Genomic DNA, 11,367 nt, shown 5'->3' on the forward strand with positions numbered 1-11,367 from the left:
ACGCCGGCCCGAAGGCCGGCGTTTTCGCATTTGCCGCGCGTTGCGCGACGTGCGTTACTTCATCTGCACCGAGCCGTTGACCGTGACCGACACGGTCGCCTTGCCGCCTTCGACCGAGATCGGCGCGCTCATCTTCGCGCTGTCCGTCGGTGCCGCGGCCATTGCCAGCATGCGCGGGTACGGCTGCACGTTGCGGCTGCCGCCGACGTTCACGTCGCGGATCGAGTAGCTGTTGTAGCCGAAGGCCTTCGCGGCTTCGTCCGCGCGTGCGCGGAACGACTTGATCGCTTCGGTCGTGAGCTTCTGCTCGGCCGTGCGCTGTGCTTCGGGCGACAGCGAGAACTCGACGTTCGCGACCTGCATCTGATTCGACAGCTGGCCCGCGAGCTTGGACGCCGCCGCGAAATCGCGCGATTCGAGCACGACTTCGGTACGGCCGCGCCATGCGGAGATCTTGCCGTCGCGATCGGTGCTCGGATACACGGAGAACGCACCGGTGTGCGCGGTGACGCCCGATACGCCCTTCGCCTGCGCGAGCGCCGCGTCGGCCCGCTGGTTGAGCGCGGACGTCAGGCTGCCCGGGTCCTTCGCCTGCTGTTCGTAGAACAGCGTGATGTGGATGATGTCCTGCGGCACGTCGGCGCTGGCCTGCGACGACAGCGACAGTACGCCCGCCGGTTCCGGAAAGTGCGGGTTCGCGGTCTGCGCGTGCGCGGCCGGTGACGCGAGCGTCAGCGCGACGGGCACGGCGGCGGCGAGGGCGAGCGACAGCGCGAGTGCGGATTTCTTGGTCATTGTTGGACTCCTTGTGCGAGGGCGCGCATGCGGATCACGCGTGCGCGACGCGGGCGTACCGCGCGACGAAAAAACGGCCGTCGTCCCGATCGGGCGACAGCGGTTGCTTAGGCCGCACGAACGCGTCGCGAGTTCCGTGGCGGCGGCGCGTCTTGACGGGATTTGACCTTTGCTGTTTGTCTGATGCGCATGCCGCGACTGCGTGCGCCTACTTCATCAGCCTTTCGGTGATGAAGCGCCACTCGGCGCGCGTGACGGGCGTGATCGACAGCCGATTGCCGCGTGCGAGCACGCGCATGTCGGCGAGTTCGTCATGCTCGCGCAATGCGGCGAGCGGCACGAGCGGCGACTTCTTCACGAAGCGCACGTCGACGAGCAGCCAGCGCGGTGCTTCCTGCGTCGACTTCGGATCGTAATACGGGCTTTTCGGATCGAACTGGGTGGGGTCGGGGTAGGGCGTCGACGAGACTTCGGCGAGGCCCGCGATGCCCGGCTCAGGGCAGCTCGAGTGATAGAACAGCACGCCGTCGCCGATCTTCATCGTGTCGCGCATGAAATTGCGCGCCTGATAGTTGCGCACGCCGGTCCATGGCAGCGAGTGCTGCGGTGCGTGCGCGAGATCGTCGATGCTTGCTTCGTCCGGTTCGGACTTCATCAGCCAGTATTGCATGGATCGTAATCGACGCAGAAAGGGCTGCTACAAAAGGAAACGGCATCGGGGATCCCCGATGCCGTTGGATAGGCCCCCGCCTTGGCCGCTAGGCCGGCATCCTGAACCTGGGGTTCAGAATTGGTCGCAGTTAGCAGCACTTCGGGTACATCAGACAGAGTGACGCGCGCGCCCGTGCTACAAATTTCCGCAACCGTGCACATGGCATTGGTTCAAGGAATATATGACCTTGGCGAACCAGGCAGGGAAGCTGACTGAACTGTGTTTCGTTGCGCCAATTTGACCACCGTTGATCGCCGAGATCAAGGGGAATCGACGCATCGATCAAACGTTACTGCGTCTCGTGCTGTGCGAGCACCGCGCCGAGCTGTTCGTTCATCTGGTGCATTGTACGACGGATTTCTTCTGCCGGAAATGCTTCACCGTGACGCACGCTCGTTTGCAGTCGCAGCAATTCGGATGCGAGCGACAGTGCCGCCATCACCGCGATACGGTCGGTGCCGCGCACCGAACTGTTCGCGCGGATCTTCGACATTTCAGCGTCGACGCGTGCGACGGCCTCGAGCAACGCCGCTTCGGTCTCGGCCGAACAGGCGAGCCGATAGGGCTGGCCGAGAATCGAGACTTCGATCTGCTTGGTGCTCATGCATGTTCTCCGTGGCTGGCCGCGTCGTCGCCATCCGTGCGCGCCTGCGCATCGAGCAGGTCGAGCTGGTTGTCGGCTTGCTCTGCGTTCTTCGTGCGCGGCAGCTTTTCGAGAATCGCGTTCAGTTTGACCTGAGCGTCGTCGATCTTTGCCGACAGCGTGTCGCGCTCGGCCGCGAGCGCATTGCGTTCGTCGCGCAGTTGCGCGAGTTCCGCGCGGACCGTGTCCGCTTCCGCGCGCATTTGCGCGACTTGCTCCTCGAGCGCGAGCCGTTCCGCGTGATAGCGCTTGTTCAGCGAGATCAGACGGCCAATATTTTGAGATAAGGTTTCGAGTTCGTTGAGCATTTGCTGCGTCCTCTAAAGACCCAGTATTTTAGCGCGGAATAACGCGCATTCCGACATCTGTAACGTTTCCAGTCGTAACACCCCGGCTTCTTGCCGCGAATACGCGGCTCCGGCGTGCTCCCGGCATACGTCCGGCCGTTTTCTTGACGCTTGCGCGACCCGCTCCTAAACTGGCGCCGCCTCGGTGCTCGCGCGCGTGTCGCGCGGTTAAACGGGAAGCAGGGCGCGTGCTCCGCATGGAGATCGCCAACCTGCGCTGCCCCCGCAACGGTAAGCGGCCGCGTCGGACGACGCAGGCCGGCTCGGGCGCGTTTCGCGTGCAGGTCGCACGCGGGCGCGGGCCACTGCGCGTGATACGCGCGGGAAGGCGAGCCGGTACGCCGCCAGCCCGGATACCGGCCGAGGTGCGGAGCCTGTACGGCTTCATGACGCGCGGCCTGCGGGGACGCGGGGCGCGCAGTGCTTCACGGGACTTGTCTTCGATGCTGACCCCAATCGTCCGCACGGCCTCCGGCGCACGCCGCGGCGCGCCGCATCTCGCCGTCGCGCACACTGCGGCGGCGGCTGGTTCGCCCGGATCGGCGACGACGCAGGCCGTTGCGGCGCCGGCACGTGTCGCGCCGCGCGCCGACGCGCCGTTGCCGCCGGAAGTCGCGGTCGCCGCGCCGAACATGCCTGACGGCGACGACGCAACCGCGATGCCGATCGACCCGATGCGGCGGCTTCCTCTATATTGCGCAGAATGTCGGCCGCACGCAGGTGCGGCTCGATGGATCGTGGCCGTGTCACGCCGGTGCGACCGACGTTCGGCCGGCCGAACGCTTGCGGGACGCGATCGGCCAAACGCGGGAATCGGGGTACCGATCGTCGTGCGCGCGCTAGTGCGCCGCCGGCCGTACGTCACTCGCTTTGCCGTACATGGGCATGGCATCCGAGCCGCGCGCGCGATGACATCACCGGGTCGCTATTCGTCCGTGCACGCATCAACAACCTGTTCGACGAGGATGACGAGCTTGCGTAAGTCTGCAACACACCGGAGCGCGACGCTGGTGCCGCGCCCGGCCGGCAACGATGGTCGGCGGAAGCATCGCGCGTCGTGCGCGATGCCGTGCGGCGCATGAGCGCCGCGCGTGCCGCCGCGATCTGGCTAGCGCTCGCGGCCGTGGTCGCGTTGCTGTTCGTCGCATCGCTGTCGATCGGCAGCGTGCCGATGTCACCGTGGCAGGCGCTCGCGTCGCTCGTGCCGCACGGCGGCGACGCACTGTTCGCCGACATCGTGCGCACGCTCCGGCTGCCGCGTGCGCTCGCGGGGTTCGCGTGCGGCGCGCTGCTTGCGCTGGCCGGTGCGCTGCTGCAGGTGCTGCTGCGCAATCCGCTCGCGGAGCCGTATGTGCTCGGCGTGTCCGGCGGCGCGGCCGGCTTCGCGCTCGTCACGATGATCGCGGGCGGCGCGTGGTGGCTCGTCGATGCGTCCGCGTTCGCCGGCGCCCTCGTTTCCGTCGCGCTCGTGCTCGGGCTTGCTCGCCGCGAGCTGTGGCGCGGCGACTCGCGCGATGCGTCGCCGCGGCTGCTGCTCACGGGTGTCGTGATCGCGGCCGGGTGGGGCGCGCTCGTCACGCTGCTGCTGTCGCTCGCGCCCGATGCGCGGCTGCGCGGCATCATCTTCTGGCTGACGGGCGACCTGAACGGCGTGACGGCGCCGTGGTTCGCATGGGGCGCGCTGCTGGTGGCCGCATGCGTCGCGCTGCCGGCCGCGCCGCAGCTCAACGTGCTGCTGCGCGGCGACGCGACCGCACTCGCGCTCGGTGTGCCGGTCGCGCGAGTTCGCGTGCGGATCTACCTCGTCGCGTCGCTGGCCGCCGCGGCCGCGGTGACGACGGCCGGCACGATCGGCTTCGTCGGCCTCGTCGTGCCGCATGCGTTGCGGCTCGCATTCGGAAACGACCAGCGCATGCTGCTGCCCGCCGCGATGCTCGCGGGCGGCGGCGGCGTGATGGCCGCCGACCTGCTCGCGCGCACGGCGATCGCACCCGCGCAATTGCCGGTCGGCGTGATGACCGCGTTGATCGGCGTGCCGGTGTTCCTGTGGATGTTGCTGAGGAGACCGATGCGATGACGCACGCCGCACCGCACACTGCCGGCGACATGACCTACGCAGCGATCGATCTCACGCTGAAGGCCGGCGAACGGACGCTGCTCGACGGCTTCACGCAGGCGTTCCGTTCCGGCGAGATCTGGTGCGTCGCGGGGCCGAACGGCGCGGGCAAGACGACGCTGCTCGCGACGCTCGCGGGCCTGCAGCGACCGGCCGGCGGCCACGTCGAGATCGACGGTCGGCCGCTCGCCGCATGGCCGCCCGAACAGCTCGCACGGCGCCGCGCACTGATGCCGCAGCAATTGCACGATGCGTTCAGCGCGACGGTATTCGACACGGTGCTGCTCAACCGCTTCCCGTATCTCGGCGGCTGGGGATGGGAGCGCGACGGCGACCGCGCGGCCGCGCGCGACGCGCTCGCGACGTTCGGGCTGACCGCACTCGCGTCGCGCGACGTGCTGTCGCTGTCGGGCGGCGAGCGGCAGCGCGTCGCGCTGGCCGCGACGCTGTGCCAGGACGCGCCGCTGATGCTGCTCGACGAACCGCTCGCCCATCTTGACCTGCATCACCAGATCGACGGCCTGACCGCGCTGAGCGCATGGCTCGAAGGGGGCCCGCGCACGGTACTGTTCTCATGCCACGACCTGAATCTCGCGCGGCGTTTCGCGACGCACGCGCTGTTGCTCGACGGCCGCGGCCATGCGTGGGCGGGCCCCGTGCACGATGTCCTGACGCCGGCGCGCGCGAGCGACGCGTTCGGCTACCCGCTCGTGCTGATCCGCGAGAACGGCCGCGACGCGCTGCTGCCTGCGTGGCCCGAGCGACGATGAACTTCATTCTTTCGATGCGCGGCACCGGCCGCGCCAACAAGGCAACCTTCCGATGACGAATCCGACCGACTTCCCGCCCGCGATCGCGCCGCTCGACGACACGCTGCGAAAGCGCCTGCAGCATGTGATCGATCACAAGACCAAGCCGCCCGGCAGCCTCGGCCAGCTCGAGGCTCTCGCGCTGCAGATCGGCCTGATCCAGTGCACCGAGAAGCCGCATGTACAGCGTCCGGTGACGATCGTGTTCGCCGGCGACCACGGGATCGCGGCCGAGGGCGTGAGCCCGTATCCGCAGGCGGTCACCGCGCAGATGGTCGCGAACTTCCTGGCCGGCGGCGCGGCGATCAATGCGTTCTCGGGCGTCGCGCAGAGCGTGCTCGAGATCGTCGATGCGGGCGTCGCGTCGCCGCTGCCGGTGTCCGACCGGCTCGTGTCGCTGCCCGTCGCGCGCGGCACGCGCAACTTCGCGGTTGAACCGGCGATGACGCCCGACGAAGCGAAGACGGCGCTCGCCGCCGGCGCGGCGCGCGTGCGCCTGCACGCCTCGCTAGGCACGAACGTGATCGGCTTCGGCGAAATGGGGATCGCGAACACGTCGTCGGCCGCATGCCTGATGAGCCGTCTGCTCGACGTGCCGATCGACGCGTGCGTCGGGCGCGGCACGGGCCTCGACGACCAGGGGCTCGCGCACAAGCGTGCGGTGCTCGGCCGCGCGCTCGTCCGGCATTCGCATGCGATCGCGCCGCTCGATGTGCTCGCGACGTTCGGCGGTTTCGAGATCGCGATGATGACGGGCGCGTATCTCGCGGCCGCGAGCGAGCGGATGACGATCCTCGTCGACGGCTTCATCGCGACGGCCGCGCTGCTGGTCGCCGAGCGCATCGCGCCCGGCGTGCGCGACTACTGCGTGTTCTCGCACGCGTCGCACGAGGCCGGGCACCGGCGCATGCTCGAGCATTTCGGCGCGAAGCCGCTGCTCGCGCTCGACCTGCGCCTCGGCGAAGGCACGGGCGCCGCGCTCGCGCTGCCGCTGGTGCGCGCGGCGGTCGCGTTCCTCACCGAGATGGCGAGCTTCGAATCCGCGGGCGTAGACAATCGTGACGCCTGAGCGCGCGAGCGGTGTACGCGCCGAACTGCGCTATTTCTTCGTCGCGCTCGGCTATTTCACGCGCGTGCCGGTGCCGCGCGCGATCGGCTACGCAGCCGGCGATCTCGATCAGGCCGCACGTTACTTTCCGCTGGTCGGCGCGTGCGTCGGCGCGTGGGGCGCGCTCGTTTATCTCGCAACACTGCGCGTGTTGCCCGCGTCGATCGCGGTCGGCCTGTCGATGGCCGCGACGCTGCTCGCGACCGGCGCGTTCCACGAGGATGGCCTGGCCGACAGCTGCGATGCGTTCGGCGGTGGCTACGCGCGAGACGACGTGCTGCGCATCATGCACGATTCGCGCATCGGCACGTTCGGCGCGGTCGCGCTCGTGATCGCGCTCGGCCTGAAATGGCAGGCGCTCGCGGCCATGCCGCCGCTGCGCGCCGCGTGGACGATGATCGCCGCGCATGCGGCGAGCCGCGCGGGGGCCGTGAGCCTGCTGATGTCGCTCGACTATGTCCGGCCGGAAGGCAAGGCGAAACCGGTCGCGCAACGCATGGGCGCGCGCGCGGCCTGGATCGCGGCCGCATTCGGGCTGCCGTGGCTGTTCTGGCCGGACTGGCGCGCGGGTCTCGCGGCTCTCGTCTCGCTCGTGCTCGTGCGCGCATGGGCGGCCCGCTATTTCGTGAAGCGGATCGGCGGTTATACGGGCGACTGCCTCGGCTTCGCGCAGCAGTTGAGCGAGCTGGCGATTTATCTCGTGGTGCTCGGATGGATCTCGTACTGATTCGCCATCCGGCCGTCGATGTCGAACCGGGCGTTTGCTACGGACGCAGCGACGTGCCGCTCGCCGCATCGGCCGAGGCGGGGGCGCGGGCCGTGCGCGAGCGTCTGGCGGCGCTCGGGGCGCCGTTGCCCGAGCAGGTCTGGACGAGCCCGCTGACACGGTGCACGTCGGTCGCCGAGCGGCTCGCACAGACGTTCGACGTGCCGCTGCGGCGCGATGCCGGCTGGCAGGAAATGGACTTCGGCGCGTGGGAGCTGCGGCGCTGGGACGATATCGACCGCGCGGCGCTCGATGCATGGGCGGCCGACCTGATGCATGCGTGCGCGCATGGCGGCGAAAGCGTCGCACGGTTCGCCGCGCGCGTCGCACGGATCGCGGACGCGGTCGCGCGGACCGACGCGCCGCAATGGGCGCTCACGCATGCAGGCGTGATTCGCGCATTCGCGTCGCATGCGTTGCGCGTGCCGCTCGATACGCTGCTGTCGCGACCGGTGCCGACGGGCGGCGTCGTCTGGTTGCGGACGGAGGATGCTGCGCGCACATGGGAAGTCGTCCACTGGGACGAATAGGCTAGCGCTTGCTCGTCTGACGCGCGCAAGGGCATCGAGGCCCGAAGTCAGCGCGCCGGCCGCCGCGCCCGTGCGGCGTCGAGATCCTCGCACAGTGCGGCCGCGCCTTGCGCGATGCGCGGCGACGGGCGGGTCAGCAAATCGCCGTCGATCGCGAACAGGTTGTTGCGCGCCACGGCCGTCAGCGCAGGCCACGCACGCCAGCGCGCGAGGCTCGGCAGCGGTGCGTCCGAACGTGTCGCGCCGGCACTCGTCGTCACGATCGCTTCCGGATTCGCCGCAAGCACGGCCTCGTCGGTGACGGTCGGCGCGAGCGGCTTCAGCGCCGCGAACACGTTGCGACCACCGCACAGCGTGATGACTTCGTTGAACAGATGCGCGCCGTTGAGCGTCGTCAACGGGCGATCCCAAACCTGGAAGAACATCGTGACGGGCGGGCGTGCCGCGTAACGCGCGCGCAGCGCGGCGATATCGTGCGAGAACGATGCCGCGGCTGCGTCGGCGACCGGTTCCGTGCCGAGCAGCGTGCCGAGCCGGCGCAGCGACGTGGCGACGTCGTCGAGATGTTTCGGTTCACTGAAGAACAGCGGAATGTGGAGTGCACGCAGCGCGTCGGTTTGCCGTTCGGCGTTGCCGTGTCGCCAGACGACGATCAGGTCCGGCTTCAGCGCGGCGATTCGTTCGAGGTCGAGCGCCTTGTTGTCGCCGACGCGCGGCACGGCCTGCGCGGCGGGCGGGTAGTCGCTGTACGTGACCGTGCCGACCAGTTTCGCACCGCCGCCGGCCGCGTAGACCAGCTCGGTCGCATGCGGCGCGAGGCTGATCACGCGTTGCGCCGGCGCGGGCAGCGCGACCGTATTACCGGCATCGTCGCGGGTCGTCACGTCCGCGTGAGCGAAGGGCGCGTGCGCGAGCGCGACCAGCGACGCGAGGGCCGGCGACCGGCGGAACAGGCAGGCGTTCATGCGGATGCCGGTGACACCGTCGGGACGCACTGCGAGAGTGCGTCGGCGACGCGCCGCCATTCGGCTTCGTTGCCCGGCAAGCCGACGCGCACGCTCGACGGTCGTGCAAAGTACCGCGTCCAGATCCCGTGTGCGGCGAGCGCCACGTGCAGCGCGGCGGCGCGCGGATCGTCGGTCCAGCTGAACAGCGGCGTCGCGTGCACCGCGAAGCCGTGCGTGCGCAGCAGCGCGGCGAGGCGCTGGCCGTCGGCCGCGAGCCGCGCGCGCGCGGCGGCCTGCCATGCGCGATCGGCGAAGGCGGCGGCGACCGCGTGACGCGCGGGGCCGCTCACGGTCCATGCGCCGAGCATGTCGTGCAGCGCGGCGACCCGCTCGGGACAGGCGAGCACGAAGCCCGCTCGAATGCCGGCGAGTCCGAAGAACTTGCCGACCGAGCGCAGCACGACGAGGCCCGGACGATCGGTGAACTGCGCCAGCGATGGCGTGGCGCCCGTATCCGCGAATGCCTCGTCGACGATCAGCGTGCCGCCGCGTGCCGACAGCTGAGCATGCCAGCCGAGCAACCGCTCGGCCGGAACGAATTCGGCGGTCGGATTATTCGGATTCCCGACGATGACGTGGCGTAGCGTTGCGGGCAGCACGTCCGCGTCGATGTCGAGCGGGACGACGCGATGGCCGTGGCGCGCGAATGCAGGTGCGTATTCGCCGTACGCGAGCGCAGCGACGCCGGCGTCGCCAGTGGGCAGCAGCGCGGGCAACGCGCGGATCGCGGCCTGGCTGCCGGCGACCGGCAGCACGTGCGCGGCATCGGGTGCGCCGTAATAGCCGGCCGCGCATGCGGCGAGCGTATCGCCGTCGTCGGGCAGCCGGCGCCATGCGTCGGCCGGGACCGGCGGCACCGGATAGCCGACCGGATTGATGCCGGTCGACAGGTCGAGCCAGGCGTCGTACGGAATGCCGTGGCGGCGCACGGCTTCGTGCAGGTTGCCGCCGTGCGGGATGCGTGCGTCAGACATGATGGGTAGCGAGAATGAGTGCGCCGCTCGCGACGAGCAGCGCGAGCCACAGCGCGAGCGTGCGCGTGACGAGCGACAGCGCGGCGACGACGTGCACGGCCGTCGCCGGCGCGCCGGTGCCGAGCGCGGGACGGTCTTCGATTTCGCCATGATAGACGGCCGGGCCGCCGAGCTGCACGTTCAGGCTGCCGGCGCCGGCAGCCATCACGGGGCCTGCGTTCGGGCTGTCCCAGTGGCGCGCCTGCGTGCGCCAGCAGCGCCACGCGGCGGCCGTGTCGCCGAGCAGCGCGTAGCTCGCGGCAGTGAGGCGCGCGGGAATCCAGTTGAGCGCGTCGTCGAGGCGCGCGGCGGCCCAGCCGAACGTCAGGAAGCGCGGTGTGCGGTAGCCCCACATCGCGTCGAGCGTGTTCGCGAGGCGGAACAGCAGCGCGCCGGGGCCGCCCGCGACGACGAACCAGAAGAGCGCGCCGAAGATCGCGTCGTTGCCGTTCTCGAGCGCCGATTCGACGGCCGCGCGCGACAATGCGCCTTCGTCGGCTTCGCTCGTGTCGCGCGAGACGATGCGTGCGGTCAGCGCGCGCGCGGCGTCGAGGTCGTGCCGCAGCAGCGCGGCGGCGATCGGAGCGACATGGTCGGCGAGGCTTTTCGCGCCGAGCGCGAACCACAGCAGCGCGACGTGCAGCGCGGCCGCGAGCGGCCAGGGCAGCACGGCCGCGAGCCACGCGGCGACGGCCACCGGCGGCACCACCGCCGCGAGCCATGCGGCGACGCCGACCATGCGGCCGCGCCGGCCCGTGTTCAGCGCGCCTTCGATACGCGCGGCGAGCCGGCCGAACGCGACGAGCGGATGCCAGCCGGCCGGTTCGCCGACGATGCGATCGACGATCGCGGCCGCGACCGCGAGCATCGCGACGACCGGCAGCGACAGCATCAGCATGACGGCGCTCCGGCCTTGAGTTCGAGCGGCAGCCCGGCGACCAGCAGCGTCACGCGCGTCGCGAGCGCGGCGATGCGCTGGTTCAGGCGCCCGAGTTCGTCGACGTAGCGGCGCGTGACCGACCCGAGCGGCACGACGCCGAGCCCGATTTCGTTGCTGACGACAATCACCTTCGCGCGCGCCCCGCACAACGCGTGCTCGAGCCGCTCGACCTGCGCCGCATACTGCGCATCGTCGAGCGGTTCGCCGTCGAGCGGGCACAGCAGGTTCGTGAGCCAAAGCGTCAGGCAGTCGACGAGCAGGCACGCGCGCGGATCGTCGAGCCGCGCGAGCGTGCCGGCGAGGTCGACGGGCGCGTCGGCGAAGCCCCAGTCGGCCGGCCGGCGCGCGCGGTGATGCGCGATGCGCCGTTCGAATTCGGCATCGGCGGCCGTCGCGGCCGCGGTCGCGATATAGGTGACGGGGCGGCCGCTGTCGGCGGCGAGCCGCTCGGCGTGCGCGCTCTTGCCCGAGCGCGCGCCGCCGAGGACGAAGGTGAGGTCGTGCGGAATCATCGCGTGATTGTAACGGCGCACGCGTGGCGGCGCGGGCGATAATGCGGCCTTCGCTTCGCCACGACCTTG

Annotated in this window: 13 protein-coding genes, 1 other RNA gene and 1 riboswitch; of the genes, 5 read left to right on the forward strand and 9 right to left on the reverse strand. The window is 70.2% G+C overall.

Annotated features, from left to right (window positions below; all coding sequences use genetic code 11):
- Positions 1 to 54: 54 nt before the first annotated feature.
- The 5 genes from BTE28158_RS23825 to BTE28158_RS23845 all read right to left on the reverse strand — a co-directional run bounded on the left by BTE28158_RS23825 (position 55) and on the right by BTE28158_RS23845 (position 2,458).
- Positions 55 to 795, reverse strand: coding sequence for an SIMPL domain-containing protein (locus BTE28158_RS23825; RefSeq protein WP_059603803.1), 741 nt, complete (start codon positions 793 to 795; stop codon positions 55 to 57).
- Between the two features lie 208 nt (positions 796 to 1,003).
- Positions 1,004 to 1,465, reverse strand: coding sequence for an EVE domain-containing protein (locus tag BTE28158_RS23830; protein ID WP_059603800.1), 462 nt, complete (start codon positions 1,463 to 1,465; stop codon positions 1,004 to 1,006).
- 69 nt (positions 1,466 to 1,534) lie between these two features.
- A non-coding RNA gene (gene ssrS, locus BTE28158_RS23835) (6S RNA) lies at positions 1,535 to 1,716 on the reverse strand.
- An 80-nt stretch (positions 1,717 to 1,796) separates the two neighbouring features.
- Entirely contained in the window at positions 1,797 to 2,111 is a 315-nt protein-coding gene (locus tag BTE28158_RS23840; protein ID WP_011885730.1) for a cell division protein ZapA, read from the reverse strand.
- Positions 2,108 to 2,458: a hypothetical protein gene (locus BTE28158_RS23845; protein WP_059603797.1), complete on the reverse strand. Its 351-nt coding sequence runs from the start codon at positions 2,456 to 2,458 to the stop codon at positions 2,108 to 2,110. The genes BTE28158_RS23840 and BTE28158_RS23845 overlap by 4 nt, the downstream gene beginning before the upstream one ends.
- Before the next feature lie 165 nt (positions 2,459 to 2,623).
- A riboswitch (cobalamin riboswitch) is annotated at positions 2,624 to 2,876 on the forward strand.
- 699 nt (positions 2,877 to 3,575) lie between these two features.
- Here BTE28158_RS23845 and BTE28158_RS23850 point away from each other — a divergent pair.
- The 5 genes from BTE28158_RS23850 to cobC are packed head-to-tail and all read left to right on the forward strand — an operon-like array spanning position 3,576 to position 7,826.
- Positions 3,576 to 4,574, forward strand: a complete 999-nt coding sequence (locus tag BTE28158_RS23850; RefSeq protein WP_124621602.1) for a FecCD family ABC transporter permease — start codon at positions 3,576 to 3,578, stop codon at positions 4,572 to 4,574.
- On the forward strand, positions 4,571 to 5,383 hold the full coding sequence (locus tag BTE28158_RS23855) for an ABC transporter ATP-binding protein (RefSeq protein WP_174920125.1): 813 nt from the start codon (positions 4,571 to 4,573) through the stop codon (positions 5,381 to 5,383). The genes BTE28158_RS23850 and BTE28158_RS23855 overlap by 4 nt, the downstream gene beginning before the upstream one ends.
- A gap of 52 nt (positions 5,384 to 5,435) precedes the next feature.
- Entirely contained in the window at positions 5,436 to 6,491 is a 1,056-nt protein-coding gene (gene cobT, locus BTE28158_RS23860; protein ID WP_124621605.1) for a nicotinate-nucleotide--dimethylbenzimidazole phosphoribosyltransferase, read from the forward strand.
- Entirely contained in the window at positions 6,481 to 7,257 is a 777-nt protein-coding gene (locus BTE28158_RS23865) for an adenosylcobinamide-GDP ribazoletransferase (RefSeq protein WP_059603788.1), read from the forward strand. The genes cobT and BTE28158_RS23865 overlap by 11 nt, the downstream gene beginning before the upstream one ends.
- Positions 7,242 to 7,826 carry an alpha-ribazole phosphatase gene (gene cobC / locus BTE28158_RS23870; RefSeq protein WP_059603785.1) on the forward strand — a complete coding sequence of 195 codons (585 nt, stop codon included), beginning with the start codon at positions 7,242 to 7,244 and terminating at the stop codon, positions 7,824 to 7,826. Before BTE28158_RS23865 ends, cobC begins: the two co-directional genes overlap by 16 nt.
- Positions 7,827 to 7,873: 47 nt before the next feature.
- Here cobC and BTE28158_RS23875 read toward each other — a convergent pair whose 3' ends face one another.
- From BTE28158_RS23875 to cobU, 4 genes are read right to left on the reverse strand one after another with little or no spacing between them, the layout of a single operon-like run.
- The gene (locus tag BTE28158_RS23875; RefSeq protein WP_151052466.1) at positions 7,874 to 8,791 is read right to left on the reverse strand and encodes a cobalamin-binding protein; all 918 of its coding nucleotides are present in this window, start codon (positions 8,789 to 8,791) and stop codon (positions 7,874 to 7,876) included.
- Positions 8,788 to 9,807, reverse strand: coding sequence for a threonine-phosphate decarboxylase CobD (gene cobD, locus BTE28158_RS23880; protein ID WP_174920127.1), 1,020 nt, complete (start codon positions 9,805 to 9,807; stop codon positions 8,788 to 8,790). Before cobD ends, BTE28158_RS23875 begins: the two co-directional genes overlap by 4 nt.
- Positions 9,800 to 10,744 (reverse strand): adenosylcobinamide-phosphate synthase CbiB, encoded by a 945-nt coding sequence (gene cbiB, locus BTE28158_RS23885; RefSeq protein WP_124621612.1) that lies wholly within the window; start codon positions 10,742 to 10,744, stop codon positions 9,800 to 9,802. Before cbiB ends, cobD begins: the two co-directional genes overlap by 8 nt.
- A complete protein-coding gene (cobU, locus tag BTE28158_RS23890; protein WP_059604003.1) occupies positions 10,738 to 11,298 on the reverse strand; it encodes a bifunctional adenosylcobinamide kinase/adenosylcobinamide-phosphate guanylyltransferase in 561 nt (186 codons plus the stop codon). The genes cbiB and cobU overlap by 7 nt, the downstream gene beginning before the upstream one ends.
- Positions 11,299 to 11,367: the final 69 nt, after the last annotated feature.

The organism is Burkholderia diffusa (assembly GCF_902499115.1).
GTDB lineage: Bacteria > Pseudomonadota > Gammaproteobacteria > Burkholderiales > Burkholderiaceae > Burkholderia > Burkholderia diffusa.

Excerpts from the sequence above, each read along its gene's own strand:
- BTE28158_RS23825 (WP_059603803.1), bottom strand. The coding sequence starts at position 795 with ATGACCAAGAAATCCGCACTCGCGCTGTCGCTCGCCCTCGCCGCCGCC.
- BTE28158_RS23830 (WP_059603800.1), bottom strand. The coding sequence starts at position 1,465 with ATGCAATACTGGCTGATGAAGTCCGAACCGGACGAAGCAAGCATCGAC.
- BTE28158_RS23840 (WP_011885730.1), bottom strand. The coding sequence starts at position 2,111 with ATGAGCACCAAGCAGATCGAAGTCTCGATTCTCGGCCAGCCCTATCGG.
- BTE28158_RS23845 (WP_059603797.1), bottom strand. The coding sequence starts at position 2,458 with ATGCTCAACGAACTCGAAACCTTATCTCAAAATATTGGCCGTCTGATC.
- BTE28158_RS23850 (WP_124621602.1), top strand. The coding sequence starts at position 3,576 with ATGAGCGCCGCGCGTGCCGCCGCGATCTGGCTAGCGCTCGCGGCCGTG.
- BTE28158_RS23855 (WP_174920125.1), top strand. The coding sequence starts at position 4,571 with ATGACGCACGCCGCACCGCACACTGCCGGCGACATGACCTACGCAGCG.
- cobT (WP_124621605.1), top strand. The coding sequence starts at position 5,436 with ATGACGAATCCGACCGACTTCCCGCCCGCGATCGCGCCGCTCGACGAC.
- cobC (WP_059603785.1), top strand. The coding sequence starts at position 7,242 with ATGGATCTCGTACTGATTCGCCATCCGGCCGTCGATGTCGAACCGGGC.
- BTE28158_RS23875 (WP_151052466.1), bottom strand. The coding sequence starts at position 8,791 with ATGAACGCCTGCCTGTTCCGCCGGTCGCCGGCCCTCGCGTCGCTGGTC.
- cobD (WP_174920127.1), bottom strand. The coding sequence starts at position 9,807 with ATGTCTGACGCACGCATCCCGCACGGCGGCAACCTGCACGAAGCCGTG.
- cbiB (WP_124621612.1), bottom strand. The coding sequence starts at position 10,744 with ATGCTGATGCTGTCGCTGCCGGTCGTCGCGATGCTCGCGGTCGCGGCC.
- cobU (WP_059604003.1), bottom strand. The coding sequence starts at position 11,298 with ATGATTCCGCACGACCTCACCTTCGTCCTCGGCGGCGCGCGCTCGGGC.